This is a genomic window from Mucilaginibacter sp. (genome assembly GCF_965201005.1).
Taxonomy (GTDB): Bacteria; Bacteroidota; Bacteroidia; order Sphingobacteriales; family Sphingobacteriaceae; genus Mucilaginibacter_A.
Genome location: NZ_OZ241747.1, coordinates 2,849,739 through 2,875,187 on the forward strand (window position 1 = coordinate 2,849,739; position 25,449 = coordinate 2,875,187).

The 25,449-nt window shown below is 39.5% G+C and carries 27 protein-coding genes; 9 read left to right on the forward strand and 18 right to left on the reverse strand.

From position 1 onward, the window contains the following. Positions 1–141: 141 nt before the first annotated feature. From ACOFKR_RS13070 to rpsT, 5 genes are all read right to left on the reverse strand, one after another. A complete protein-coding gene (locus ACOFKR_RS13070; protein WP_419801247.1) occupies positions 142–435 on the reverse strand; it encodes a cell division protein ZapA in 294 nt (97 codons plus the stop codon). Between the two features lie 22 nt (positions 436–457). Next, positions 458–748 (reverse strand): hypothetical protein, encoded by a 291-nt coding sequence (locus ACOFKR_RS13075; protein ID WP_419801248.1) that lies wholly within the window; start codon positions 746–748, stop codon positions 458–460. A gap of 84 nt (positions 749–832) precedes the next feature. After that, entirely contained in the window at positions 833–3,229 is a 2,397-nt protein-coding gene (gene pheT, locus ACOFKR_RS13080; protein WP_419801249.1) for a phenylalanine--tRNA ligase subunit beta, read from the reverse strand. Positions 3,230–3,556: 327 nt separating this feature from the next. Further along, positions 3,557–4,255 (reverse strand): RadC family protein, encoded by a 699-nt coding sequence (radC, locus tag ACOFKR_RS13085; RefSeq protein ID WP_419801250.1) that lies wholly within the window; start codon positions 4,253–4,255, stop codon positions 3,557–3,559. 102 nt (positions 4,256–4,357) lie between these two features. Beyond that, on the reverse strand, positions 4,358–4,612 hold the full coding sequence (gene rpsT / locus ACOFKR_RS13090; RefSeq protein WP_419801251.1) for a 30S ribosomal protein S20: 255 nt from the start codon (positions 4,610–4,612) through the stop codon (positions 4,358–4,360). Between the two features lie 170 nt (positions 4,613–4,782). On the opposite strand from rpsT, the gene ACOFKR_RS13095 reads away from it, so the two are divergent. Then, positions 4,783–5,754, forward strand: coding sequence for a zinc dependent phospholipase C family protein (locus tag ACOFKR_RS13095; RefSeq protein ID WP_419801252.1), 972 nt, complete (start codon positions 4,783–4,785; stop codon positions 5,752–5,754). Between the two features lie 26 nt (positions 5,755–5,780). Here the strand turns inward: ACOFKR_RS13095 and ACOFKR_RS13100 are convergent, their stop codons facing one another. The 10 genes from ACOFKR_RS13100 to ACOFKR_RS13145 all read right to left on the reverse strand — a co-directional run bounded on the left by ACOFKR_RS13100 (position 5,781) and on the right by ACOFKR_RS13145 (position 13,865). Further along, entirely contained in the window at positions 5,781–6,437 is a 657-nt protein-coding gene (locus tag ACOFKR_RS13100) for a DedA family protein (protein ID WP_419801253.1), read from the reverse strand. 62 nt (positions 6,438–6,499) lie between these two features. Continuing rightward, the gene (locus tag ACOFKR_RS13105; protein WP_419801254.1) at positions 6,500–7,216 is read right to left on the reverse strand and encodes a DUF4397 domain-containing protein; all 717 of its coding nucleotides are present in this window, start codon (positions 7,214–7,216) and stop codon (positions 6,500–6,502) included. Between the two features lie 53 nt (positions 7,217–7,269). After that, positions 7,270–7,965 carry a DUF4397 domain-containing protein gene (locus tag ACOFKR_RS13110; protein WP_419801255.1) on the reverse strand — a complete coding sequence of 232 codons (696 nt, stop codon included), beginning with the start codon at positions 7,963–7,965 and terminating at the stop codon, positions 7,270–7,272. Between the two features lie 90 nt (positions 7,966–8,055). Further along, positions 8,056–9,180: a DNA polymerase III subunit beta gene (gene dnaN, locus ACOFKR_RS13115; RefSeq protein WP_419801256.1), complete on the reverse strand. Its 1,125-nt coding sequence runs from the start codon at positions 9,178–9,180 to the stop codon at positions 8,056–8,058. A gap of 36 nt (positions 9,181–9,216) precedes the next feature. Next, positions 9,217–10,908, reverse strand: coding sequence for a gliding motility-associated ABC transporter substrate-binding protein GldG (gldG, locus tag ACOFKR_RS13120; protein WP_419801257.1), 1,692 nt, complete (start codon positions 10,906–10,908; stop codon positions 9,217–9,219). Next, positions 10,902–11,624: a gliding motility-associated ABC transporter permease subunit GldF gene (gene gldF, locus ACOFKR_RS13125; RefSeq protein WP_419801258.1), complete on the reverse strand. Its 723-nt coding sequence runs from the start codon at positions 11,622–11,624 to the stop codon at positions 10,902–10,904. The genes gldG and gldF overlap by 7 nt, the downstream gene beginning before the upstream one ends. 108 nt (positions 11,625–11,732) lie before the next feature. Then, on the reverse strand, positions 11,733–12,440 hold the full coding sequence (locus ACOFKR_RS13130) for an ATP-binding cassette domain-containing protein (protein WP_419801259.1): 708 nt from the start codon (positions 12,438–12,440) through the stop codon (positions 11,733–11,735). A gap of 36 nt (positions 12,441–12,476) precedes the next feature. Further along, positions 12,477–12,827, reverse strand: a complete 351-nt coding sequence (locus ACOFKR_RS13135) for a DUF5615 family PIN-like protein (protein WP_419801260.1) — start codon at positions 12,825–12,827, stop codon at positions 12,477–12,479. Next, positions 12,824–13,063 carry a DUF433 domain-containing protein gene (locus ACOFKR_RS13140; protein ID WP_299284521.1) on the reverse strand — a complete coding sequence of 80 codons (240 nt, stop codon included), beginning with the start codon at positions 13,061–13,063 and terminating at the stop codon, positions 12,824–12,826. The genes ACOFKR_RS13135 and ACOFKR_RS13140 overlap by 4 nt, the downstream gene beginning before the upstream one ends. 79 nt (positions 13,064–13,142) lie before the next feature. After that, positions 13,143–13,865: a hypothetical protein gene (locus tag ACOFKR_RS13145; protein ID WP_419801261.1), complete on the reverse strand. Its 723-nt coding sequence runs from the start codon at positions 13,863–13,865 to the stop codon at positions 13,143–13,145. A 70-nt stretch (positions 13,866–13,935) separates the two neighbouring features. Here ACOFKR_RS13145 and ACOFKR_RS13150 point away from each other — a divergent pair, with 70 nt between their 5' ends. From ACOFKR_RS13150 to ACOFKR_RS13170, 5 genes are all read left to right on the forward strand, one after another. Continuing rightward, on the forward strand, positions 13,936–15,672 hold the full coding sequence (locus tag ACOFKR_RS13150) for a glycine--tRNA ligase (protein ID WP_419801262.1): 1,737 nt from the start codon (positions 13,936–13,938) through the stop codon (positions 15,670–15,672). 66 nt (positions 15,673–15,738) lie between these two features. After that, entirely contained in the window at positions 15,739–16,044 is a 306-nt protein-coding gene (locus ACOFKR_RS13155; protein WP_419801263.1) for a Dabb family protein, read from the forward strand. A gap of 207 nt (positions 16,045–16,251) precedes the next feature. Further along, the gene (locus ACOFKR_RS13160) at positions 16,252–16,533 is read left to right on the forward strand and encodes a hypothetical protein (protein ID WP_419801264.1); all 282 of its coding nucleotides are present in this window, start codon (positions 16,252–16,254) and stop codon (positions 16,531–16,533) included. A gap of 220 nt (positions 16,534–16,753) precedes the next feature. Further along, complete coding sequence (locus tag ACOFKR_RS13165) at positions 16,754–17,458, forward strand: exonuclease domain-containing protein (RefSeq protein ID WP_419801265.1); 705 nt, start codon at positions 16,754–16,756, stop codon at positions 17,456–17,458. Next, entirely contained in the window at positions 17,445–19,349 is a 1,905-nt protein-coding gene (locus ACOFKR_RS13170) for a DUF294 nucleotidyltransferase-like domain-containing protein (protein WP_419801266.1), read from the forward strand. Before ACOFKR_RS13165 ends, ACOFKR_RS13170 begins: the two co-directional genes overlap by 14 nt. Positions 19,350–19,502: 153 nt before the next feature. Here ACOFKR_RS13170 and ACOFKR_RS13175 read toward each other — a convergent pair whose 3' ends face one another. The 3 genes from ACOFKR_RS13175 to ACOFKR_RS13185 form a co-directional block, all read right to left on the reverse strand. Then, complete coding sequence (locus ACOFKR_RS13175) at positions 19,503–20,204, reverse strand: T9SS type A sorting domain-containing protein (RefSeq protein WP_419801267.1); 702 nt, start codon at positions 20,202–20,204, stop codon at positions 19,503–19,505. A gap of 174 nt (positions 20,205–20,378) precedes the next feature. Beyond that, positions 20,379–22,700, reverse strand: a complete 2,322-nt coding sequence (locus ACOFKR_RS13180; RefSeq protein WP_419801268.1) for an esterase/lipase family protein — start codon at positions 22,698–22,700, stop codon at positions 20,379–20,381. Positions 22,701–22,742: 42 nt separating this feature from the next. Then, entirely contained in the window at positions 22,743–23,318 is a 576-nt protein-coding gene (locus ACOFKR_RS13185) for a DUF6252 family protein (protein WP_419801269.1), read from the reverse strand. 157 nt (positions 23,319–23,475) lie between these two features. On the opposite strand from ACOFKR_RS13185, the gene ACOFKR_RS13190 reads away from it, so the two are divergent. The 3 genes from ACOFKR_RS13190 (at position 23,476) to ACOFKR_RS13200 (ending at position 25,220) form a co-directional block, all read left to right on the forward strand. After that, complete coding sequence (locus ACOFKR_RS13190; RefSeq protein WP_419801270.1) at positions 23,476–24,678, forward strand: MFS transporter; 1,203 nt, start codon at positions 23,476–23,478, stop codon at positions 24,676–24,678. A gap of 193 nt (positions 24,679–24,871) precedes the next feature. Further along, positions 24,872–25,054, forward strand: a complete 183-nt coding sequence (locus ACOFKR_RS13195; RefSeq protein WP_419801271.1) for a hypothetical protein — start codon at positions 24,872–24,874, stop codon at positions 25,052–25,054. Between the two features lie 10 nt (positions 25,055–25,064). After that, complete coding sequence (locus ACOFKR_RS13200) at positions 25,065–25,220, forward strand: hypothetical protein (RefSeq protein ID WP_419801272.1); 156 nt, start codon at positions 25,065–25,067, stop codon at positions 25,218–25,220. Positions 25,221–25,449 lie beyond the last annotated feature (229 nt).

Below are 25,449 nucleotides of genomic sequence, written 5' to 3' on the forward strand. Positions count from 1 at the left end.
TTGTCAACTTTAAGTTTTGCAGGTAACGTTATGCAAATGATCTTCAGATGAACCGATGATCAAATTCAATAATTGGTTACTAAAAACAGCAAAACTTAAACTTAAAAACGGCTACACCTTATGCTTTTTTTACACGATAAATTATGAGTTTGAAAAGAAATCCGACAGCAGCTTGTCCAACTGATAAACTTTTTCGGTAACTTCCGTATCTTCGATCATTACCTGTTTTTCTGCTTTCAGCGAAGTGGTTGCATAATGCAAAACACACATCGAAAGCAAATCCTGTTTATCTTTTACTGCATAATTTTCCTGATAATCCTTGATCCGGTCATTAATCAGTTTGGCTGCCCTGCGTATAATTTCCTCTTCTTCCATGTTCACCTTTAGCGGGTAAACGCGGTCTGCAATATTTATTTTTATGGAGATATCTCCCATTAAGCTACTTTAAATTAAGTCGTTACTTTTTTAGCAACACAATGCACTTATCAATTTCCCGCACAAAATCGTTAATTTTTTGCTTGATATCAAGGCTTTTTTCATTCGTTTCCGAAAAGCTTTTGGCCAGTTTCAATACACGAAGCTTATCTTCCAGTTCCTTGTTTTTTTCTTTGCCCGATTCCAGCAGCGCATTTAACGATTGGTTTTCAAACTTCAACAATTCATTTTCTTCCTGCAAAGCTACACACAAACCAATCAAACGTTCGGTTTTTTCAACAACTTTAACTAATTGCTCGGCAACTACAGACATTTAATTTTGAATAGTTAAAAAGTTTAAAGTTATCAATTTAGATTAAAAACCACACTTAAATTTGCACAACAAACCGGATAAATGCTATTTCCTGACTTCTGCCGATGCTTCTTTTAGCAGGTTAAAAATCACTTTTTGCATCACCGCATCAATTACTTTATCTGTAAGCGTTTTTTCTTCGTCCTGCAAAACAAAGCTCAGCGCATAAGATTTTTTCCCTTCGGGGAGTTTATCGCCTATATAAACATCAAAAACATCCACAGCTTTGATCAGTTTACGGTCAGTTTTTAAAGCAATTTGTTTAAGCTGATTAAAAGTGACCTGCTCATCAACCAGTAAAGATAAATCCCGTTTTACGGCCGGGAACTTGGGCACTTCCTGATAAATAATTTTATTTCTGCCGATCTGCTTCAGCAATAAACCGAAATTAAAATCAGCATAAAAAACAGTTTGATCCACATCGGTTTTCTTCAGTTCCGATTTGGATACATTTCCGAAACCGACTAAAACTTTATTTCCAATCTTATAAACCAGCCCAAAATCCAGTTCTGCCAACGCTGCATCTTCCACCGTAAAATCTTTTATACCGGCTTTGTACAACAAAGTATCTACTGCTGCTTTTAGCTGGTAAAAACTGACCGGTAACTCTTTTTGGTTCCATTGTCCGGGCTGATCATTTCCGCTTAAAAACAAGGATAAATGATGCTTTTCTTCAAACTTTCCGGCGTAATGATGATATACTTTTCCAAACTCATACAACTTCAGGTTCTGATTTTTTCTGTTTTGATTATAACTGATCGCTTCCAAACCAGAAAACAACAGCGTTTGCCGCATCACATCCAAATCCCCGCTTAAAGGGTTTAAAATTTTTACGGCCGTTTCTAAATCATTTGTGTAAGAAGATTTAGTAAGCGAATTGGCCAATATTTCATTAAACCCATTGGCCGTCAGCAAGTTGGCCAGCATGTTTTGCACAGCATCTCTGTCTGGCCTGGCCGCATTATTTAATGAAGCCCTGATTTGCGTAGGAATTTCGATGTTGTTATAACCATAAATCCGCAAAATCTCCTCAATCACATCCACTTCACGCGTAACATCAACCCGGTACGGCGGAATTTCCAAAGTAAGTCCTTCTTCATTTTCCGCAGTGATTTTAATGTCCAGGACTATTAAAATTGATTTGATTTCTTTGGAAGGAATTGTTTTCCCGATCAACCGGTTTACATGTTTGTACAAAATTTGCACGATAAAAGAAGCAACCGGTTTCGGATAAAAATCAGAAATTTCGGAAGAAACTGTTCCGCCAGCCAGTTCCTGAATCAGCAATGCAGCAAACTTTAAAGCAAAAACAGTTATATTTGGGTCAGTACCGCGTTCAAACCGAAACGAAGCATCCGTTTTTAAACCATGCCGTTTAGCCGTTTTACGAACAGAAACCGCATCAAAATAAGCACTTTCCAGGAAAAGATTTTTAGTTTGATTGGTTACGCCCGAGTTGATCCCGCCGAAAACACCGGCAATCGTCATCGGCTCTTCTGCGTTACAAATCATCAGATCATCCTCAGAAAGTTTGCGTTCCACACCATCAAGTGTTTTAAACAGCGTTCCTTCGGCACAGGTTTTTACAACTACTTTATTGCCCTTAATTTTATCGGCATCAAAAGCGTGCATGGGCTGGCCTAAAGAATGCAGCACATAATTGGTTGCATCCACCACATTGTTGATTGGCCGTAAACCAATAATGCTTAATTTTTGCTTCAGCCATTCCGGAGATTCTTTTACTTCGATGCCGGAGATTGTTAAGCTTGAATATCTCGGACAAGCTTTCTCATTCAAAACGCCAACAGCAATCGGCAAAGTCAAATTTTGTGTGCTAAAAGAAGCAACATCCGGCAAGATTATTTGCGTTTTCAAGTAAGCGGCAAGATCTCGCGCGGTGCCCAAATGCGAAGCTGCATCTGCCCGGTTTGGCGTTAAACCAATTTCATACAGATAATCATCTTCCAGCTTAAAATAGGATTTGGCAGGCATCCCGATTTGGGCAGAATCATCCAAAACCATGATCCCTGCATGATCTGTGCCCAAACCGATTTCATCTTCGGCACAAATCATCCCTTCAGAAACTTCGCCCCTGATTTTTGATTTATTGATTTTAAAAGGCTCGCCCACAGTAGGATAAACTGTAGTTCCAGCGGTTGCCACAACTACTTTTTGTCCGGCTGCCACGTTTGCCGCACCGCAAACGATCTGCAATTCTTCGCCGCCGGTATCTACTTTGGTGATCCGCAAACGATCGGCATTTGGGTGCTGTGTACATTCTTTTACATAACCGATCACCAAGCCTTCCAAACCGCCCGGAAGTGCCAAAACTTTTTCCAATGATTCTACTTCCAGACCGATCCCGGTTAAAATTTGCGAAATTTCCTCAGGAGTTTGGGTTGTATCTATATATTGTTTCAGCCAGTTGTACGAAATTTTCATGCTTGATCAGAAAGAAAAAGCACAAAGATAGGAAAAGCGGCGAAAGGTAGAGTGGACAACGAAATTAAGGTAGCGGATGAAGACGATCGAATGTGCGTGATAGCATCTTTATCATTTGATCCTTGATTAAAAAGGTATTTAATTTTAAATGCTTCTTTTATCGCCTAAAACTTGGTGATTTTAAAAGTTTTTTTACCGGCATCAACTATAAAAACAAAAATTCAGGCGATAAAAGAAGCATGGCAAACTTATCCGCAGAAATTTAAACAGGTTTTAAGTTTTGGGCTTTAATCCTTTTAACTTCCAACCATTTATCTTTTACTTACCTTACAATAAGCCTTCATCTGCAAAACTGAAGTAGTGTTTATCGGTAAAAATAAGATGGTCTGGCACGGCAATATCCAGCATCTGGCCTGCGTTGCGCAATTTTTTGGTAAGATCGAGATCTGCCTGACTTGGTTTTAAATTACCTGAGGGATGATTGTGGGTAAGAATGACAGCAACTGCATGATGTTCGAGGGCGGTTTGAAAAATAATTTTCGGATCAGCAATCGTTCCTGCCTGGCCGCCTTTGCTAATTAAATGACGGGAAAGCACTTTGTTGGCCCGGTTCATCAGGATAATCCAGAATTCTTCATGGTTTAGATCTGCAAAATAGCGGTGCATTAAATGAAAAATATCTTTACTGCAACCAATTTTTTCTGTTTGTTTATGTTCGGTTTCTTTTCTTCGCCGACCCAGTTCCAGTGCCGCAATAATAGAAATTGCTTTGGCTTCGCCGATACCTTTAAACTTGGACAGATCATTAACAGAGGCTTTACCCAGACCGTTTAAATCGCCAGAAAAATGATGTAAAATCCGTTTACTCAAATCCACTGCCGATTCATTCAAACTACCGGAACCAATCAAAATAGCCACTAATTCAGCATCACTTAAAACACGCCTGCCTTGCAGAAGCAGCTTTTCGCGTGGCCGGTCTTCTTCTGCCCAAGATTTGATATTTATTTTCGATTCGTAATTTTCCATCAGCTAAATATGAAAATTATTTAACTATAAAGAAAGTGTTATTTTATAAAAAAAGCAGTTAGTGTATAACTGCTTTTTTTATAAAAGAGAAAAATTATGCGCTTATGCTAATGTATTTACAAATTTAGTAAGCTTTGATTTGTTATTTGATGCTTTGTTTTTATGGATTACGTTTTTCTTGGCCAAACGATCAAGCATGGAAATTACCCTTGGCAACAACCCTGCAGCATCTGCTTTAACGGTTGTCCCCCGCAATCTTTTAATTGCGTTTCTGGTAGTTTTTGCCTGATATCGGTTGCGCAAGCGCTTTGCAGCATTAGCCCGGATGCGTTTGATGGATGATTTATGATTTGCCATTGTTTAGCGGGTATTCTTCTTTAAAATTAAGGTTGCAAATATAGTTGGATTATTTGATAAATCAAATCTGATTTTCGAAAATAACAGATTGTAAAATCAGAAAAAAATAATTCTTAAATAATTAAAATGATATTTTATTAATTATTAATTAATTATTATATATTTGCTATGTGAAGTTTAACAAATCCAGAGGTTTTAAATTAGTAACTTTATTTTTATTGGCTTTGTTACTGTGCAGTTGGGGTTTCTTCGGCCACAAAACAATCAACCATAATGCTGTTTTTACCTTACCAAAAGGGATGATCGGGTTTTACAAAAACAACATTACCTACTTAACAGAGCATGCGGTTGACCCAGATAAGCGCCGATATACCGACCCGTATGAAGCACCTCGGCATTTTTTGGATGCAGATCATTATGGTAATTTCCCGTTTGACAGTTTGCCGCAAAAGTGGGATGCTGCTGCGGCTAAGTTTTCTGCCGATACTTTGAATAAATATGGAACTGTGCCGTGGTCGATACAACGAAATTATTATCGACTGGTGCAGGCTTTTAAAGAACTGGATTCAGTAAAAATCCTAAAATATTCTGCGGATTTAGGTCATTACGTTGCTGATGCACATGTACCACTGCATATGACGAGCAATTACAACGGACAGAAAACCAATCAGGTTGGTATTCATGCGTTTTGGGAAAGCAGATTGCCAGAATTGTTTGCCAATCAATATAACTTTTTTACAGGAAAAGCTGTTTATGTTAATGATCCGCTGAAAAAAGCGTGGGAAATTTGCCAACAAACCTACAATTGTTTGGATTCTGTTTTGAAGATGGAAAAGCAAAACCGCGCCAATTTTCGTCCGGACCAGCAATATACTTTCATAAAAAACGGCAATAAGCTGATCCGCAATTATGCAGAACCGTATGCTGGTTCTTATCATCAAATGCTGCATGGAATGGTAGAAAAACAAATGCGCGCCTCTATCGTGGCGGTTGGCAGTTACTGGTTTTCGGCCTGGGTTGATGCCGGACAGCCGGATCTGAAAAAAATGGTAAAACGGGAATTATCCGCAGAAGAAAAAATCAAGGAAAAACTGGAAGAATATCATTTTCAAAACGGAAAAATTTTAGGCCGGGAGTTTTAGACAATGCTTCTTTTATCGACCTAAATTCAGGCTGAAGTAGTTTTTTTAGTTGATCGGCTTTTGATAGCGGCAATTATCGGCGGAACAACGGAAATTAAAATAATCAAAATCACTACAATGGTAAAGTTCCGCTTTACAACCGGTATTCCTCCGAAGAAATAACCTAAAAACAAAAACAAAGTAATCCAGGCAGCACCACCGATAAAATTATACAACGTGTATTTGCCTAAAGGCATTTTGCCAACACCGGCAACAAATGGCGCAACCGTTCTGAATATTGGCAGGAAACGGCTGAAAATGACTGCTTTACCACCATGCGTATCAAAAAATTCTTTGGTTTTGAGGTAGTATTCCAGCTTCAAGATTTTGTTTTCCGGCTTAAAAACCTTCAACCCGAAAAATTTCCCCAGTTCGTAATTGGTGGTGTTGCCCAAAACGGCTGCCACAATCAAAATCAGCAATAATAAATAAATGTTCAAACCCGAATTGCCATGTGCAATCAGTGCGCCGGCAGCAAAAAGTAAAGAATCCCCGGGCAAAAAAGGTGTGACCACAAACCCGGTTTCGGCAAAAATGATAAAGAAAAGGATGAGGTACGTCCAGCCTTGATACTGCTGTGTGATTTCAATCAGGTGCTTGTCAATGTGCAGGATAAAATCTATAATGGTTCTAATAATCTCCAAAATGTGTGAGTTTAATTTTCAAAAGTAAAAATATAGCCGATAAAAACAGCATCGCACTACTGCTACTTTATAGCCGGCAGCAAATTAGCCATTACGGTTAAACTAAATGCCGCATTTACAGCAGTTGATGTTGTTAAACCGGCGGCGTAAAGTGTATAAACTTTTCCATCTGCCAAAACCTGATTGGATAAAGTTGCCAGCGTAGTGCCCGTTATGCCGGTTTTCATCGCCTTAAACTCATACGTACCGGCCGGAACTTCAACAAAAGGCGCAACGCTTTTGTAAGCAATTTTGCTGTAAATACCTGTGCCATTGATGGTAATGTCCAACGCTCCGGCATCCGGGGCTACGTTCACAAACCTGATTTTTGCCCTGGTATTGGCCGGATTGGTCAAAATATCATTGACTTTCAGCAGACTGTAATTACTGGTTGAGCCGGTCAAAAAAACAGAATAACTGCTATCGGCAGTCAGGTTTAAATGTTGTTGTGCAGTGTCTCTGGTAGATAAATTGGTTGTAGAAGCCGATGTGATAAACCGGATATAATTTGAACCCGGGGAAACACTGATATAACCGGAAGAACCGGGAAAAGTAATAACAGAAGTGTTTTTTTGGGTAGAATTTAAACTGAAATTAATTGGCGTACTGCCCGCCAAAGCATTGATTACCTGCAAGCGCGAATGATGTGCCGGCGATACACCCGAAGTATTGCACGAAAGGACAATCAAGCTGAAATAGCTGATGATCAATCCGGCAAATAATGTTTTCAGTTGGTTCATGCTGCAAAATTACATTATAAATTGGTGTGATTTTGGCCGAACTGATACTTCTTTTACCGGGTAATAATTTGGGTTGATAAAGCTGTAATGCCGCTTCCTTTTATAGTGCCACCGCACCAAATGGTGTAGGTTTTACCATTGTCCAACCGCACATTCGGCAGGTTTAACAAAATGCTGTTGCTGCCGTGCAAACGCAAATCAAAGTTGTAAGTTCCGGCTTTTAATTCCTGATAAACCCCAATCGAACCAAAACTGACACCGGAAGCCAGCTCCGGACCGTTGGTGATCAATAAATCTGCGGATGAAAGTCCGGCCGATAGATTTACCAGCCTGATTTTAGAATTACCGAATGAAGGGGTGCTTAAATCATCATAACTGGTTGTTGCTTTGACCGTATTATTGGCTTCGTACACAAAAAAACTGTAGCTTGAATCCTGCTTTAGCCGTATTGTATTTGTGGCAAGCAGTTTATTACTCAAATTAGCTTTGATTTGAATTTCATGTGAACCTGAAGTTATGGTTTGGTAACCGGTTGTGTTGCCATAAACTAAAGGTACGGTGTTGAGCTTGTTGCCACTGTCGTAAAAATTTAAAGCTGTAGCATTGGGTGCTGCATTTACCAGCAATAAATGGGCATTGCCCACAGGTGTATCCGTAGGGACATTTGTTTTACAGGACGAGAAACAAGTGACGGATGCTGCAAAGGCAATCAACAGGTTTCGTTTGCATAACTGCAGAATTGTCTTCATAAAAAAACCGCTCGATTTCGTAAAGCTTACGGAGAATCAAGCGGTTTGTTACACTGAAAATACCTCGATAAAAAAAGTATCGTCTATTTTTTATGCGTACGAATTCAGCATAACCGGCATCACCAACATCAGCACATCTTCGTTTTCATCACCACCTTGCGGCAATAACAATCCGGCACGGTTTGGGGTCGACATTTCCAGCGATACTTCTTCGCAACTTAAATTACGCAGCATTTCAATTAAAAAACGGGCGTTAAAACCGATTTCCAAATCTTCGCCTTCGTAAGCACAAGTCAGTTTTTCGTGGGCTTCGTTGGAGAAATCAATATCTTCCGAAGAAATATTAAGTTCGTTTCCTTCAATTTTTAACCGTACCTGATGGGTGGTTTTGTTGGCGTAAATGGCCACACGGCTTAACGAACCTAAAAACGAAAGGCGGTCAATAGTCAGTTTATTGGGGTTGTTCAACGGGATAACCGCATCATAATCCGGGTAACGCTCATCGATCAAACGGCAAACCAGATTAATATTTCCGAATTTAAAAAATGCGCTGGTATTGTTGTATTCTACCGAAACATTTACATCTTCTGACGGCAGCGACGACTTCAATAAATTCAATGCTTTTTTTGGCATGATAAAAGAAGTGGCTTTTTCTGAATGTGCATCTTTACGGCGGTAACGGACTAATTTATGCGCGTCTGTAGCTACAAACGTAAAATGCTGCGGCGAAAGCTGACAGTAAACGCCCGTCATGGCGGGCCGCAATTCATCATTACTAACCGCAAAAATGGTTTTGTTGATCGCTTCTGCCAAAACCGAGGCAGGCAGGTTTACGGACGAAGCGTTTTCTACCACCGGGATTTTCGGGAAATCTTCACCGTTTTCACCGCTTAATTTATAGCTTCCGTCGCCGGCTTTAATTTCTACCCCAAATGTTTTGTCATCCACCGAAAACGTAACCGGCTGCTCTGGCAATGATTTTAGAGTGTCCAGCAAAATGCGCGAAGGAATGGCGATACGGCCGTTTTCCTGCGTTTCTACTGGTAAGGAAGTGGTCATGCTGGTTTGCAGATCGGTAGCAGAAATAGTTAAATTTCCATCCTGTATGCGGAACAAAAAGTTTTCTAAAATTGGCAAAACGGTGCTGCTGCTCAAAGCCCCGCCCACAGCCTGCAACTGTTTGAGCAAGGTTGATGTAGAAACAATAAATCTCATAAAAATTAAAAAATTGATCTACCAAAAGTAGAAAATTTAAGCGGCATACTTTCTCCTGCGGAAATATTGTTGAAAAATAGCATATAAAAGAAGCATCACTATCGGAAGCACGGTGTTGATGAGTTGCCAGTACAGTTTTGAGCTTTTGATTTGTGCGCGGTCAAGCAGGCGGATCTTGATTTCTTTGTTGCGCAGACTGATCAAACCGGAATCATCCGTTAAGTAATCGGCAATGTTGAGCAGCAGGTTTTTATTGCCGTAAGTTTGCTGTGTGTATCGGTCAAAACCCAGCGGAAACGGCGATCCGTCTGCTTCGTTGATCTGGTTTTTAAACACATCGCCATCGCTGATGACAATCATTTTGGTGGGTTTACTTTGCGGTAACACAGCAATTTTTTCTGTAAAACCTTCCGGGACAGGTCGGTTTTTGAAATCAGATTTGAATTTTCCTTCCAGCAAAACGGAAACTGTTTTTGGCGTGCTTTGAAAATCTTTCGGGTCGGGTTCCTGCTCCAGCATTTGCAATGAAATTAAGTGCGGCGTAGTGATTTTTTGGTTGTAAGGCGACGAAGCCAGCAGTACCGTTTTTTTGATTCCGGGAACGGCAATTGTATCTATAGAACTGACAAATTCTGTACGGATGCCATTTAGGTTTTTTACCAGCGGATGTTTGGAAACCGGCATCAGAACCGGGTAAAATAGCCAGGGAAGCAGCTGGATTTGCCCCTGGCCAGCCACGTTGCCCGTATTTACCGGAATCTGTGCGCAACTGATATCGGCAATCAAATCAAAATTTAAGCGGATACCGTAACTGAAAAGCTGATCGTCCAGGTTCAGTTGTTTGTTGAAAGCCAATTGCTCGCCGCCGTGCCCGCGCAGGCTGTCCATTTCGGCAGTAACCGGATCAATGGTCCACAAAATCCGGCCGCCACGCATTAAATATTGATCTATTTTGAATTTTTCCAGTTCGGTAAATGGCAGGTCCGGTTTTGGAACGATCAGCAAACTTAATTTTTCGATATTGGCAAAAGGGATTGTTTTGAGGTTTACGCGGCCAACTTCAAAACCATCAGACAAAGAACGCAAGGCATCATTCAACTGTAAATCAGATAGTTCGTGATGGCCTTCTGTAAAACCAATGCGAGGTTTGCCACCGCTCGATGCTTTTTTTATGGCAGAAGAAAAGGCGTATTCCAGGTTTTGGATTGAATTGTTCAGCACTTCTTCGGGTGATAAACCGATGCGGGTTTGCAATAATTTAACGGGGATTTGCTTGTCGCCGCACTTTACCAACGCCGCCGGAAAAATGATTTTTTGGGATAATCCGCTTTCCGTTTTTATGCTAAGGTTGGTTGGCTCGATGCCTTGACTTTGTAAATCCTGTAGAATTTTGGTTTGTTCATCCTGATTTGCGCCAGCCAGCGGATCAACAAATTCTACTTTTAAACGATCATGGCCAAAGGCATTATAATCATCCAGCAAATCCCGGGTGGCGCGTTGTAAGCGTTTAAATCCGGCCGGAAAATCGCCCTGCAAAAAAACGGTAATGATAACCGGCTTTTTCAAACTGTCCACCAAATTTCGGGTGATGGGCGAAAGTGTAAAGCGTTTCTCGGAAGTAAAATCAAAACGGGTGAAAAAATAATCAGAAAAAATGTTCGATAAAAGAAGCATCAGCAGCACAAAGCCAACTTGCAGCAAATCTTTCTTCTTGCGGAAGCTTACCATTTTCTTCCTCCCAGAACGGTTTTAGTCAGCAATAAAAACAAACCGCTTACACTTAAAAAATAAACCAGATCGCGCGTATCCAAAACGCCGCGACTGATGGCCTGGTAATGTTCGTTGATGCCAAAATTTTGTATTTCGGAGTTTTGAAACGACAGCAATCCGCTAAAAGAATCAAATCCGCTGAACAAAAAAAAGCATATAAAAACAGTAACCGTAAAGGCAATAATCTGGTTTTTGGTGATAGAAGAAGCGAATATGCCGATTGCCACAAACGTACCGCCCAGCAAAAACAAACCGATATACGAACCGATCACGGCACCGGAATCCAGGTTTCCAATCGGGTTTCCCAACTCAGAAACTGAATAAACGTAAACCAAAGTTGGGACCAAAGCCAGCAAAACCAGCAGCAAACAAGCCAGATATTTACCTAAAACAATCTGCCAGTCTGTAATCGGGCTTGTTGCGAGCAACTCAAAAGTCCCTTCTTTTTTTTCTTCCGCCAGCGAGCGCATCGTGATGGCCGGAATCAAAAACATGAATAAATAAGGCGTGGTATTGAACAGGCTGCCGAGATCAGCATAACCGTAATTGAGCACGCTGGTATCCGGAAAAACCCACAAAAACAAGCCTAAAACAAGCAGAAAAACGCCGATAGTAACGTACGCAACCAGCGAACTGAGGTAAGAAGTGATTTCTTTTTGAAGGATCGTTAACACCGAAAAAAATTGAATGTCGAAATTAGGCAATTAACCGCAAAGCAAAAAGCTTGTGCCAACAGCTACGAAAACTAAATTTTATATGGTAAAAACAGCATCAGGATTGTGCTAATTGGTTAATTTAATGAAAATTTGTTCCAGCGTTTGTTGGGGATATTGTTGATACAGGTTTGGCAAAGTTTGATCGGCCACAATTTTGCCTTTGTTGATGATGACCACCTGATCGCAAACGGCTTCTACTTCCTGCATAATATGGGTGGAAAGAACCACGGTTTTGTTTTTGCCTAATTCTTTAATCAAATTTCGGATACCGATTAACTGATTCGGGTCAAGGCCGGAAGTTGGTTCGTCCAAAATCAAAACCTGCGGGTTGTGCAAAATGGCCTGCGCCAAGCCAACGCGCTGTTTGTAGCCTTTGGATAGTTGTCCGATTTTCTTTTTCTGCTCTGGGCCGAGGCCGGTTTGCTCAATTATTTCGGCAATCCGTTTTTCAGGTTCATGGATTTTATGGATCGAAGCCACAAATGCCAATGCTTCTTTTACGTACAAATCCTGGTAAAGCGCGTTGCTTTCCGGCAGGTAACCAATTTGTTGGCGCACTTGCAATGCTTCTTTTATCGTATCAAAACCACTAACCATTGCCGTACCGGAAGTTTGTGGGATAAAGCACGTCAGGATTTTCATCGTGGTTGATTTACCTGCGCCGTTCGGACCTAAAAAACCTAAAACTTTCCCTGGTTCTGCGGAAAAAGAAATAGAATCAATGGCTTTTTGCGTGCCGTAAATTTTAGTAAGGTTTTGGACTTGGATGCTCATTTATGGCTATTAGCTTTAAGCTTTCGGCTATCAGCTTCAACGAATAACAACTCCGTCAGCACTAAGTTCAAGAAAATCATAACTTTCAAAAAGTGATTCTATCAAAGCCAAATTGTTTCTTATCAAATCGAATAAAATCCGATTTCTGGTATTACCTGTGGTTATCAGTAAAAGTTTCGAAGGTTTTTTATACATCACATGAGCGTAATAAAAGTCATAATCTTTAGTGACCATTACGCGACTTTCTTCATCAGCAAAACCCATAATAATATTGTCTGGAGTAAGTGTTCCGATCAGTAATTCTCCGACGTGTTTAGTATTATAACCTTTTTGCTTCAATATTTCACATAGTAATGGCGAAATGTGTGCATCAATCAGAAACTTCATGCAAGAACTGCAGAAACAAATTTCACCCGAAGCAATTTCGCTGCAAAAGCCAAGCAAGCTAAAATATCTTCTTCTTGCAATTCTGGAAAATCTTCTAAAATCTCCTGATTAGTCATTCCGGAGGATAATAAATCTAAAATTACTTCTACCATGTACCGTCTGTTACGGATCGTTGGTTTACCATGGCAGATTTCAGGATTGATGGTAATTCTGCTTAAGAGCTCTTTTTCGTTCATGGCTTTGCGGATTTTGGTAATACACAAAACTACACATTGTTTCATACTAAATCTTAGTTCCAGAATATTAGCACAAGCATTACTGCAATTCTGATAACTTTTCAAAAGTTTGTTTGCTTTTTTTTCTTTGTCCAAATAAGTTTAAGGTAAGCATCACAACAAAGAAAAAGAAAAGAACATCCTTTTTAAGAACCATAGGATGTGTTAAACGATATATTAAATCAAAAATCACTAACAAAATTGGCAACCAAAACAAATAAACTCCAATTTTTGAAGCAAAAAACCCAGGTAAAAGAATGATTTTATTTTTATCATTTGTCTGCTGCCCGTTGTACTTGCTAATATGCTGACAAATTAAAACTATTACCGATTCTTCATTTACCGCATCATATAAATTCCAAGAATCAATAATTTCAAACTTAAAATTACTACCGCTTTTACAATGTATTTTCACTACAAAACCTTTTCCCGAAAGTGCTTTAAAAGGCCGTATCCGGTAGCTTGCTATTTCATCCCAATTGATAATGGTATTGTCTTCTTCGTCAGTTTCGTGCACTTCAAAACCAAGTTTATTTACTACAAAACTTGCGTTTCTTGTACACATCTTTTTTATAAATGGAAAGCAGATAAAAGGAAAAGCGAAGAAGCTAATTGCACCAAAAACACATGATGCATATGTTCCATGAAAAATATAAGGGAAAACCATCGCAATTGGTCCGGAAACACAAACAGCCAAAATATACAGAAGAACTCCTTTTGGTGTGTTAAAAAGAGTAACTGGTTTTGCAATTTCGTTTTCCATACCAATACTAAGCTTGTTCTTTAACAAATCTACAAATTCTTGATTCCTAAAAATTATCTTTGCCTTTGTTATGAGCAAAAACAACGACGAGCTTTTTAAGGATGTGATTTCCCACGCCAAGGAATATGGATTTGTGTTCCAGTCCAGCGAAATATATGATGGTTTAAGTGCCGTTTATGATTATGGCCAGTACGGATCGGAACTGAAAAACAACATCAAAACCTATTGGTGGAAAGCCATGGTGCAATTAAATGAAAATATTGTAGGCATTGATTCTGCTATTTTTATGCACCCAAAAATATGGGAAGCGAGCGGACACGTGGCCGGTTTTAACGACCCGATGATTGATAACAAGGATTCTAAAAAACGTTATCGCGCAGATCAGTTGATTGAGGATAAAATTGAAAAGTTACTTTCAAAATCTTTTGAAAAAGCGGAAAAATATTACAAAGAATTGCATGGAACTGATATTAATGATGATAAGTTCATGCTTACAGATTCAAACGGCTTAGAAAAGGAATTTTATCCTTACAGAGTTTTCAAAGCTGAATTCGGCTTTTCATTCGATAAAGCAAGTTCTCAAATAAATACTCCATCTTGGGATTGGTCTGAGACATTCAAAAAGGAAGATGTTATTGATGATTTGAATATAATGAAGTTTAACATAATTCTTTTAAACAATGTCCCTGAATATGTAAAAGCTTGGAATGTTTTCTATAAATTTCAATCTGCTCTTGAAGAAAATGATTTAGCAAAATTAAAGGAGATAATCGAAGAAGAACAAATCGCTGATCCGGTTTCCGGAACACGTAACTGGACGGAAGTCCGCCAGTTTAACCTCATGTTTTCCACACAATTTGGGGCGATGGCAGAAGGTTCTGACCAGGTTTATTTACGCCCGGAAACGGCGCAGGGCATATTTGTTAACTTTTTAAACGTGCAGAAATCCGGCCGGATGAAAATTCCGTTTGGTATTGCACAAATTGGTAAAGCCTTTCGGAATGAAGTAATTGCGCGTCAGTTTATTTTGCGGATGCGCGAATTTGAGCAGATGGAAATGCAGTTTTTTATCAAACCAGGAACCGAAATGGAATGGTTTGAACATTGGAAAGCCGCGCGTTTAAAATGGCATTTGGCTTTGGGCACTTCTCCCGAAAAATATCGTTTTCATGATCATACCAAACTGGCGCATTATGCCAACGCCGCAACAGATATTGAGTTTGAGTTTCCGTTTGGGTTTAAAGAAGTAGAAGGCATCCATAGTCGTACAGATTTTGATCTTTCCCAGCATGAAAAATTCTCCGGGAAAAAACTGCGTTTCTTCGATCCGCAGGAAACTGACAAAGACAAGCAAAGTTATGTGCCGTATGTGATCGAAACTTCGATTGGTTTGGACCGCATGTTTTTATTAACGCTGATCAACGCGTACGAAGAACAGGATTTAAGCGAAGGCGATAAAAAAGACAGGCGGATTGTACTGAAGTTCCCTCCTGCTTTGGCTCCAATTAAGGCCGCGATTTTACCTTTGACCAAAAAAGACGGCTTGCCCGAAAAAGCGCGGGAAATTATGGACAAACTGAAATTGGATTTTAATATGCAATATGATGAAAAAGATTCTATCGGGAAACGTTATCGCAGGCAAGATGCAATCGGGACGCCATTTTGCATCACCATAGATCATCAAACTTTGGAAGATGATTCGGTAACTATCCGTCACCGTGATACAATGATTCAGGAACGTGTTAAAGCGGAAGATCTGGAAAAAATTATTGGTGATTTGGTGAGTTGGAAAAAGGTTTTGGCATAAGGGTAAACCATTTTTTAGCCGATAAAAGAAGCATTGCAATAATTACCGTTAAATAAAACACAAACCATGTTCATACACCACGTTTTTTTCTGGCTGAAAGATAAAAACAGCAATACAGACCGAGCGGATCTGTTGAAAGGATTGCAAACTTTGGCTTCCGTCGAACCAAAGAAAATGATACATATTGGCGTAAAAGCCAGCACGAATCGGCCGGTTATTGATACTACTTATGATTTTTCTTTACTGCTGATTTTTAACAGTTTAGAAGATCATGATGCCTATCAAATCCATCCAACACATCAGGATTTTGTAAAAAACTGCTCGCACTTGTGGGAAAAAGTTACCATTTATGATTCGGTAGATGCTTCGTAAACGATACTTCTTTTATGATACAAAAAACCGCCTTTAAAATAATTAAAGGCGGTTTTTTTATTTTGAACAAAATTAAATCTGCGACAGATTTATACCGGTAAAAACAGCATCAGCCAAAAAACCACTTTTAAACACAACAAGTATTAAAACCCCGGGCCGTAACATTCTGCAAAACGCAACCGTATAAAACCGGTAGAGTTTAGGACAATGAAAAAATCAGACTATTTCTATTCGGTTTTTTTTATAGGGGTTTTTTCGCTGATTATTTATGGGTTTATAAATTATTTTTGGATGATGGCCGGTTTAATCGTTTTTTCAAGCACTTTTAATTTCTTGGTTTTTTTAATTCAAACACGCATCAAAACACCTGTTGCAGATGCAAAATCATTGGAAGAACCAATTGAATTTTATACGGCCGGAAGCCAGACGACTTATTATCAAATGCGTTACAACCCGGAAGAACTGAAACAGGCCAGCGGCGGCAATTAGTAGCCCGCTTTAGTTTGTTTGGATAATTGATACGGCAAAAAACTGCCGCATTTGCCTGATGCTGTTTTTACCAGCCTGAATTCAGGGTTTGTTTATTTTCATTACTGATAATTTCCCGGTAGAAAACATACTGTTTTTATCGGGTATTTTTTTGCTTATCCGTAATTCCTTGTAATTTTAAAGCGCCAATAAATCCCTTTCATGCGTTTTATTTTTAGATGTGACCGATAACCTGCTTTTTATTGATACAGAAGCTTCCGGACTGCCTAAAAAATGGAACGCACCACTTAGCAAACCTAAAAACTGGCCGTTTGCAGTCCAGATTTCCTGGCTGGTTTACAACCGCCACGGGCAGCTGATCAAGCAGGAAAATCATTTTATCAATGACAATGATTTTAAGATCACGCTTACTGCACAGCAAATACACGGTTTTACGCCCGAATTTTTAAAAACCCACGGCGAGCCTCGTTTTGAAGTGATGCAGTTGCTGGCCCGCGACATGGAAAAATATCAACCTTTGCTGATTGGCCATTTTATGGAACTTGATTATTGCGTGATCGGGGCAGATTTTTACCGTTCGGGCGTGGAAAACCCGGCATTAAACCTTCAAACTTTTTGCACTATGCTGGCAACCAGGCATTTAATTAATCATCCGCAGAACAAATATTTACGACTGGGCGATTTGTACCAATTGCTTTTTGATACACCTTTATTGCATCAGCATAATGCTTTAAATGATGCAACTGCAACGGCAGAAAGCTTTTTTGAACTGCTTAAACGAGGCGAAATAGACGACGAACTGATCCAAAACCAGCATTCGTTAAAGTCGTACGTCCATCCTTTTAATCATTTTATCGGCTGGCTTGTTGTATTATTGATACTTCTTTTAGTGATCATTTTATTTATTTATCGTGGAGATACTTGAATTTTTAAAAACGACAGTACCTTTTAGTTTGCTGCCTGCCGAAGTTCTGGAAAGCCTGCCCCAGCAGATGCAAAAAATAACCTACAGCCAGGAAAACGTAATTTATCAGCAGGAAATTACAAAAATGAAAGGCGTGGATTTGATCATGTCCGGCAGTTACCAATCTTTTATTTACGATAACTTGCACAATATGCGGCTGGCAGAAACGCACACGGCCGGTTTTTGCTTTGGCGGCCAGTCTATCCTGCTAAACCGGAACCGCTCTTTGCGCACCGTAATTGCCCGCGAAGGAACAGTTGTTTATTTTCTGCCGCGAAAAAACTTTAAAGCATTGTGCCAAACGTTCGATGCTTTTTTTCAGTTTTTTACAATAGATTTTGGCCGAAGGATGATGAACGAAGAGTTTGCCAACTTTTTTAAAAATCCTTCTTCTTTTGCCGAAAACAGTGGTGCCACGGATCAGATCTATTCTAAAAAAATCATCGATATTGAGCAGCGCAAAATCATTTCCTGTAGTTACGATACGCCGATTTACCAGGCAGCCGCACAGATGGCAAAAGCCAAAGTAAGCTGCCTTTTTGTAAAAAACGAGCAGGGCAAAATCGAAGGTTACATAACCGATATTACCATCCGCGACAATGTGGTGGCCAAACAGGTTGACGCTGCCGGACCAATCATCAGTGTGATGGACAATCCTGTTGTTTCCATCAACACGCAAGCTTATGTTTATGAGGCTTTGCTGATGATGTTCCGCACCAAAACCCGCTACTTGCTGACAGAAGAAAACGGCGAATATGTAGGTTCTTTAAGCCGCAATAAACTGCTGAGCGAGCAGGCGCAATCGCCGCTTGTATTTATCCAGTCGGTCAAATCGGCCTCTTCTGTAACCGAATTAAAGCAGAAATGGCAGCGTGTGCCCTTGTTTGTCATCCAACTGCTGGACCGTGGCGTGAATGCAGAGATTGTCAATCAGGTGATTACCACTATTGCCGATACGATTGCACTAAAAGTGATCGAATCGGCCATTGCAGAACTGGGCACGCCGCCGGCCAAATTTGTGTTTATGGCTTTAGGAAGTGAAGGCCGAAAGGAACAATCACTGAAAACCGACCAGGACAACGCCATTGTTTACGAAGACAAAGCCAACGAACACCGCGAACTGGTGCGCGGTTATTTTTTAGCTTTTGCAGATATTGTTTCCGAACGCTTAAACACCATCGGCTTTGTGTTTTGCAGCGGTGGTTTTATGGCAAAAAACCCGAAATGGACGCATTCTTTATCGCATTGGAAACGCAATTATACCGAATGGATGGAAGAATCGGTGCCGGAAACGATCATCAACTTTTCTACTTTTTTTGATTGCCGGTTTATTTATGGCGAGGTTTCGATCATGAATGATTTGAAATCTTTTTTGGACGATGCCTTGAAAAAACCGATGGAGAAAGTATTTTTCCACATGGCCAACAATGCTTTGCAGTACGAACCGCCGCTTACATTTTTCCGGAATATCCGCACCATCACCAAAGACAAGCAGGAAGTTTTCGACATTAAAAAAGCGATGACACCAATTGTAGATTTAGTGCGGATTTATGCGTTAAAAAACCGTGTTTTTGAAGTGAACACCGGCGAACGCTTAAAAGCTTTGCAACAAAAAGGTGTTTTTACCGAAGCCGAAGTGCAGGAACTATCGCAGTCGTATTATTTTTTGATGAGTATGCGCTTGAAAAACCAGGCCAACCAGATTATTCACGATAAAACAGATCCTGATAATTATATTCCTATTGAAAAACTTACCACCATTGAAGAAGCTACTTTAAAAGAGATTTTCAAGATCATCAAAAATTTTCAGTTGGGTATTAAAGTTAGGTTTACCAATCGGTTGTTGGGTTAAAATTTGGTGATGCTTCTTTTATCGGCATAAAATCGGAATGTATTCTTCCGCTTAAAACCGTAAATGCTTCGACCCCAAAAATGCGAATGCTTCTTTTATCGGCATAATTTTGTCGGTTTATTTTATCCTTTATTTACTTGCTTTTAATCGAAATTAATTAATTACAATTTGTTTTTGGTCTGTTTTCTTATCATGCTTAATATGCAGAAAATAAGTTCCTCGTTCCAAATCTCTTACATCAAGCATTGCTTCAGCCTTTATAGATTTGCCTGAACGTAAAGCTTTTCCTTTGTTGTTGTATAAAATGTAGTCAAAATCATTAGGGGGAATTCTTTTCCCATTAGCCTTTGCTTGTGCACTTTCTTGCACAGGCGATATGCGTAAATAGTCTGTGGTTGGATTAGGATAAGCACGATAAGAATAACTGCCACTACATAATCCCCAATAGCTATCATAAGCACCGCTGCTTAACCCACAATCTGTAACTGCAAAACAACTAAGGTTATGATCACCGCACTGCCAGTTTCTGGTTTCTAAATAGGGGTCAGTTGTAGTTTCAATCAAAGTATTATCACTATACCACTTGTAACTTGTAGCTCCATATACGGATTGTCCTTGGGCAATAAGTGGTTCGTTTGTCTGCGGGTTACTATAAATCATCGTAAGAGGCGCCGGGCCGGGACTGCATGGAGTAAAGCATTGCTCACTAAATTGTGATACCCCACAACCTGAATAATTTGCCCTAACCTTTATTGTACCACCATACGAAGCACTAATTGTTACTTGTGAGCCCGCGCCATTTAAAGAGGTACTTGATCCATTAATCAATACGTCGCCTTGTAGCTTGCCAGTCATAATACAAAGATCCCTGTGCATTTGCTGTAACCGTAGCTGTTGAGCAATCTGTACCGTTAAAAGTATAAACAATAGACGGTAGAGGTACAGCAGTAACAGATAAATTTACAGGGTAGGCAATAGATGTACATCCCGGCCTGGTTAAAGTAGCTGCAAGTGTAATCTTACCAGAGTTTAATGATATAATATGTATTTGATTTGTTCCTTGGCCTTTGGTTTTGATATAATATGTATTTGATTTGTTCCTTGGCCAGAAACAATAACAACACCAGCCTGAGCAGACCAAGAGATGCCTACCCCTGGTGGAAAATTGTTCATGGTAACAATTTGGTCTGCGTTTTGGCAAAAAGCAGTTGTAGGAGTAAAAGTTGGTGTAGACGAACAAAGGTCATTACAATTGAAATTAGGAACAGAACCGTAAATTTTGGTAGTAATAAAATTGGCTATAGCAGGTGTAATGGCCAAATGCTCCAAATTGCTATTTGAAAAGATTACATCCTGAAAAGGTGTTATTTGGTTAACTACTACATTTCCTGTTGATACGTTAAAACCTGCATTATGGGGTAAATAACTCCCGTTTAAGCCGTAGGACTGATTATTTAGGTTTAACGCCGAAACAGTAGGAACAAAAGAGTAAGCGTTTATCCCAAAATAATTAATCGTTGTATTTACTCCGCTGGCTTTTAGCCCGGCCAAAACTCCATTGCCATAAGATATATGTGCATCACTTGTACTGCCGGGGACAGGTTCTAACACATAAGGTGTAGCAAAGCTTGCCCTACTTGTTAAATTGCTTAAACCTTTAATTCCTAAAAAAGGGGCAAGCCCACCATTATGAAAATACATAATTTGAGAATTGGTTGTATTGGTTGCCCAAAACCTTTGTTGCTGGTTAAAACCAAACTTTTTTGCATTTATATCCAACATCTGTGAACCACCGCCATAACCAAGCCCTATTGCATCACCTCTCCCATCAGCTACTGCATAATTGTTACAATTGACTGGAAAACCGATGGCAGCGTAATTGGCCGCAAAGCTTGCATGTGAATTTGAAACATCACTATAATGAAAAAGCAGCAATTGTTTGGCTGCAACCGAATTCAATGCATCAAAAACACGTTGATATAAAGGGTCTTTTCTGATATCTCTGGTTGCCCTGCCTGCCCTGTCTAGTAAGATTTGTAAACCGAGGGGAACATTTGCGCCCTCATGTGGCGAATCATAAGATATATAATTTTGGACATTATGTGCTACATTGCGACTCTCCATACTTTTTAGACAGTATTTTGTAACCAAGCCGCCCATGCTCAAGGCTACGATGTGCAATTTTTCTGTACCTGTTTTGGTATTATTTACCCTCACTATCAATCTTTCCAAGGCTGCTGCATTATCATAGATACTTGCATGGTTCTGTGTAAATTTTACCACCAATATATCATAGCCTAAGCGTTGAAGATTATTAAGAAACGAGTTACCGTTATTACGGTTCAACCTATCAAATATTTCACTTGCAGAAGGATCTTCATCTACAACCAAGCCTTCAACAATTAGTATAGGCTTATTCAATACCTGGTCGCACCCAAGATATTGTGTATAGTATGCTTCGGGAGCAGGCGGGACACCATTTGTGTGAACCAGGCCGTTTGTACTGTTATTATTGCCTAAAGATATGTTTTCCTGAGTGCCTGAATTATAAATTTCGCTTTTTGTAAAGTTGAATTCGGATATGGAAACCATGTCTTCGATTTTAATTTTTATCGTTTTAATACCGGAAGAACTGTATTGGACACTTACCGGGCTACTTACCTGAATTGTTCTGTATCCTTTCCCATCTCCAAAATCAGCCTCCAAAGGCCCGCCTGTTGTATCCCTGATAAATAATTCGTTCGGAAGTACAAATCGGACCTCTCCTGTAGAAGTATAAGTTTTGTTCAGCCAATAGGTGCTGTTTACAAACAACCTGCTTGTTGTATAGGGCGATGTAGTTCTTGAAGGGTTATCGTACAGTTGTGTACTATCCGCATTAGTGGTAAAAAGACCTGTTAAAAGCGCGTCGTTTTTAATACGCTGATAGGATTTATTGATCAAAACTAAAGGGATTTGACCTTGCCGGATGTAAAAACCTGTCCTGGTACTAATAGAGTCAGGATCCGGAAGGTTAGCGTTTCCGTTTACATTAGAACCCTGTAACCTTGTATAAAGGCTAAACCATCCTGATATATTATGGACGGTAGAATCATTACTGTTTTTACCGTCATAAATTTCTGAAACAAATGCGTTTAATGATTTATCCAGTAGATAGCCGGAACTGATGCTTTGGAAGTTTAAATTGCCAAACACAAAATTAGAATATTCATCCTGGGTAAAATATAAGGAATCTGTATATTGAATTCCGTTTTGAGTATAGTTGCTCACTCGTAAATTTTGTGCATAAGATAAATCTACAAGCAGATATACAATGCCTATGAGCATAAAGGTTTTGGTAAATAATTTCATAACTTACTGGATTAGGTGTTAAAATTATTTGCATTTGTAGGATTACATACAGAAGTCAAACTGAAGGTCAAACCTGCCTTCTGTAGCTTCATGTATTACGTTAGTATCATTATTTTTTATGGTGAAAGCAAACTGGCCGGATACTATATTTTTAGCCCTGTCAAACCGGGTAATGGTAAGGGCGCCTTTCGTTACAGTAGGAACTGAAAGTGGTGAAGTCTCATTTCCAAGCCGTATATAACAACTAACCCTTGCTGCATTTGTTAAATCATAAGTACCGGTACCAGTTATATTTTGAATGTTGATTTCAATAATATCATTACCTCTTTTCCCCGTGATTGTGTTATCTCTCCAGCATGTGATGTTCAGTCTTTGGGTATCATCATACCGCACACATAACCGTGTTGGGTATAATTCAAACCTGTTTGTAGGCAGCCACAAAGTACCGTCAACATAACAGCCGAATGTGTTTTTGCCTTCCTGGGTAATATCCGGTAGTTTCGGCGGTGTGGGATTGGTCTTTTTACTACAGGAAAGTAATAAAAAGCAAGCAAAAAAATAAAGCATTGAGCATGACCCAGCTTTTTTGCCAATAACGTTTATGTACAAAGTGCTCATACATTAATAATTTAGGATGATGTTTATGTTGTTTGGCTTATTTATGTAAAGTTAAATTATTTTTAAATCAATTTCTTTTTGTAAGTCAGAATTTTTTGCCAAATTTTAACGCTATTGTTTTCCCAAAAACTTGGTTGACAATAATTGTTTATCTGGCATGAATGAAAAAAATACGGCTGAGACCAACCCCGGTTTAAGCAAACTAACTTTATGGGTGATGACGGTTGCCACCGGACTGGTTGTGGCCAACTTATATTACAGCCAGCCGCTGCTTGACGATATTGCCCGCACTTTCCGGGTAAGCAACGGTTCGGCCGGTTACATTGCCATGCTTACCCAAATTGGTTACGCCACGGGCATGTTGTTTTTGATCCCGCTGGGCGATATGCTGAAACGCAAAAAACTGATCATGGTCGATTTTGCACTCATTATTGCTTCCCTCCTGCTTACTGCTTTTGCAAAAAGTTTTTTGGTGCTGATGATGGCCAGCTTTTTAATCGGTTTTACGTCTATCATCCCGCAGCTGATTATCCCGATGGCCGCACATTTATCCAAACCTGAAGAACGCGGAAAAACGGTTGGCCAGGTAATGAGCGGTTTGCTGATCGGGATTTTACTTTCGAGAACGATCAGCGGTTACGTCGGCGCGCATTACGGCTGGCAGGTAATGTTTATGATTGCTGCCGGGATGATGCTTCTTTTATGGGTGATAATTTACTTTTTGTTCCCCGAAATCGAGCCGCAATACAAAGGCAATTATGCAAACCTGATGCGCTCCCTCATCACCTTAATCAAAACAGAACCGTTGCTGAGATTGGCATCTATTCGCGGTTTTTTATGTTATGCCTGCTTCGGTGCATTCTGGACAACCCTGATTTTCCTGCTCCGCCAGCCGCAGTTTAATATGGGCAGCCAGGCAGCCGGTTTGTTCGGCTTGGTTGGTGCTTTTGGTGCGCTCGGTGCTGTTTTTATGGGCAAAATCAGTGATAAAGGCAATCCTTATCAAGTCACCACGTTTTCGGTTTTGCTGATTGTGGTTTCCTATATCGTGTTTTTTGTTTCGGCCAAAAGCCTTGCCGGTTTAATTACCGGTGTTATTTTGCTGGATTTGGGCGTTCAGGCCACACACATCTCCAATCAGACCATGATTTTTACACTTTCTGCGGAGGCGCGTAACCGGTTAAACACCGTTTATATGGTTTCGTATTTTATGGGAGGCGCAACCGGGACATTTTTGGCCAGCCGTGCCTGGAACGGATTTGAGTGGAAAGGTGTAACGATTATTGGGCTGGCTTTGGCCGTTGCAGCATCATTAGTGCATCTGTTTTACCGGAAAACTGTACAGTTACAAATGAAGTGATGCTGTTTTTATACACTAATTTTTAAAGAAGCCTGTATTTTTCATCAAAAAAAACTTTATTTATTTTAAAAAAATATATTTAAGGTTGATTTTCAAGATTTTACCTGCTAAAAACAGCATTATTTGTTTTTTTACTTCCGAAGAAAAAATACTGGCATTAAGTTGGGACTGCAATTATTAGCAAGATGAAATTATGATTACTGACAACAGCATTCCAGATAAATCTTCCGAAGAAAAAGATTGGGCCGATCCAACAAATCCGGAAAAACCAGGCGACAATCGTGATGAAGAACAATTTACAAGACAAGTAAACGAAGCCAAACGCAGAAAAAATAATTTAACAGAAAAAGACCACATTGATAAACCCAAAAAGTAACCAAAATATTATGAAAACCAACTTACCTTCAGTTAATAAAATGCTCAAAAAGTTTGACGCAGAATTAAAAGCTTTGTTATTGAGTGATTTGAAAGTCAGCAAAGTAAACATCAAACCAGCAAACAACATCAGCTTTGCAAGCCAGAACAAATTAAGATTTTCTTGACAAAATATTACCTCCAAAAAAGGCTTAGTCATTTCCGACTAAGCCTTTTTTATTTTCTGTTAAGAGCTTGTTTAAATTTTATCCAATCTATATTCAATGCTTCTTTTATGCTATAAAAAACAGAAATATCCATGCTTCTTTTATCGGCCTAAAATTGAAAAAGCAAAATTTATGGGCATAAAAGAAGCATGATGTTTTTTTTCGACATAAATCTAAACAGTACCTAAAA

Coding starts and splice junctions, on each gene's coding strand:
- ACOFKR_RS13070 (WP_419801247.1), bottom strand. CDS start 435: ATGGGAGATATCTCCATAAAAATAAATATTGCAGACCGCGTTTACCCG.
- ACOFKR_RS13075 (WP_419801248.1), bottom strand. CDS start 748: ATGTCTGTAGTTGCCGAGCAATTAGTTAAAGTTGTTGAAAAAACCGAA.
- pheT (WP_419801249.1), bottom strand. CDS start 3,229: ATGAAAATTTCGTACAACTGGCTGAAACAATATATAGATACAACCCAA.
- radC (WP_419801250.1), bottom strand. CDS start 4,255: ATGGAAAATTACGAATCGAAAATAAATATCAAATCTTGGGCAGAAGAA.
- rpsT (WP_419801251.1), bottom strand. CDS start 4,612: ATGGCAAATCATAAATCATCCATCAAACGCATCCGGGCTAATGCTGCA.
- ACOFKR_RS13105 (WP_419801254.1), bottom strand. CDS start 7,216: ATGAACCAACTGAAAACATTATTTGCCGGATTGATCATCAGCTATTTC.
- ACOFKR_RS13110 (WP_419801255.1), bottom strand. CDS start 7,965: ATGAAGACAATTCTGCAGTTATGCAAACGAAACCTGTTGATTGCCTTT.
- dnaN (WP_419801256.1), bottom strand. CDS start 9,180: ATGAGATTTATTGTTTCTACATCAACCTTGCTCAAACAGTTGCAGGCT.
- gldG (WP_419801257.1), bottom strand. CDS start 10,908: ATGGTAAGCTTCCGCAAGAAGAAAGATTTGCTGCAAGTTGGCTTTGTG.
- ACOFKR_RS13130 (WP_419801259.1), bottom strand. CDS start 12,440: ATGAGCATCCAAGTCCAAAACCTTACTAAAATTTACGGCACGCAAAAA.
- ACOFKR_RS13135 (WP_419801260.1), bottom strand. CDS start 12,827: ATGAAGTTTCTGATTGATGCACACATTTCGCCATTACTATGTGAAATA.
- ACOFKR_RS13140 (WP_299284521.1), bottom strand. CDS start 13,063: ATGAACGAAAAAGAGCTCTTAAGCAGAATTACCATCAATCCTGAAATC.
- ACOFKR_RS13145 (WP_419801261.1), bottom strand. CDS start 13,865: ATGGAAAACGAAATTGCAAAACCAGTTACTCTTTTTAACACACCAAAA.
- ACOFKR_RS13150 (WP_419801262.1), top strand. CDS start 13,936: ATGAGCAAAAACAACGACGAGCTTTTTAAGGATGTGATTTCCCACGCC.
- ACOFKR_RS13155 (WP_419801263.1), top strand. CDS start 15,739: ATGTTCATACACCACGTTTTTTTCTGGCTGAAAGATAAAAACAGCAAT.
- ACOFKR_RS13160 (WP_419801264.1), top strand. CDS start 16,252: ATGAAAAAATCAGACTATTTCTATTCGGTTTTTTTTATAGGGGTTTTT.
- ACOFKR_RS13175 (WP_419801267.1), bottom strand. CDS start 20,204: ATGACTGGCAAGCTACAAGGCGACGTATTGATTAATGGATCAAGTACC.
- ACOFKR_RS13180 (WP_419801268.1), bottom strand. CDS start 22,700: ATGAAATTATTTACCAAAACCTTTATGCTCATAGGCATTGTATATCTG.
- ACOFKR_RS13185 (WP_419801269.1), bottom strand. CDS start 23,318: ATGAGCACTTTGTACATAAACGTTATTGGCAAAAAAGCTGGGTCATGC.
- ACOFKR_RS13190 (WP_419801270.1), top strand. CDS start 23,476: ATGAATGAAAAAAATACGGCTGAGACCAACCCCGGTTTAAGCAAACTA.
- ACOFKR_RS13195 (WP_419801271.1), top strand. CDS start 24,872: ATGATTACTGACAACAGCATTCCAGATAAATCTTCCGAAGAAAAAGAT.
- ACOFKR_RS13200 (WP_419801272.1), top strand. CDS start 25,065: ATGAAAACCAACTTACCTTCAGTTAATAAAATGCTCAAAAAGTTTGAC.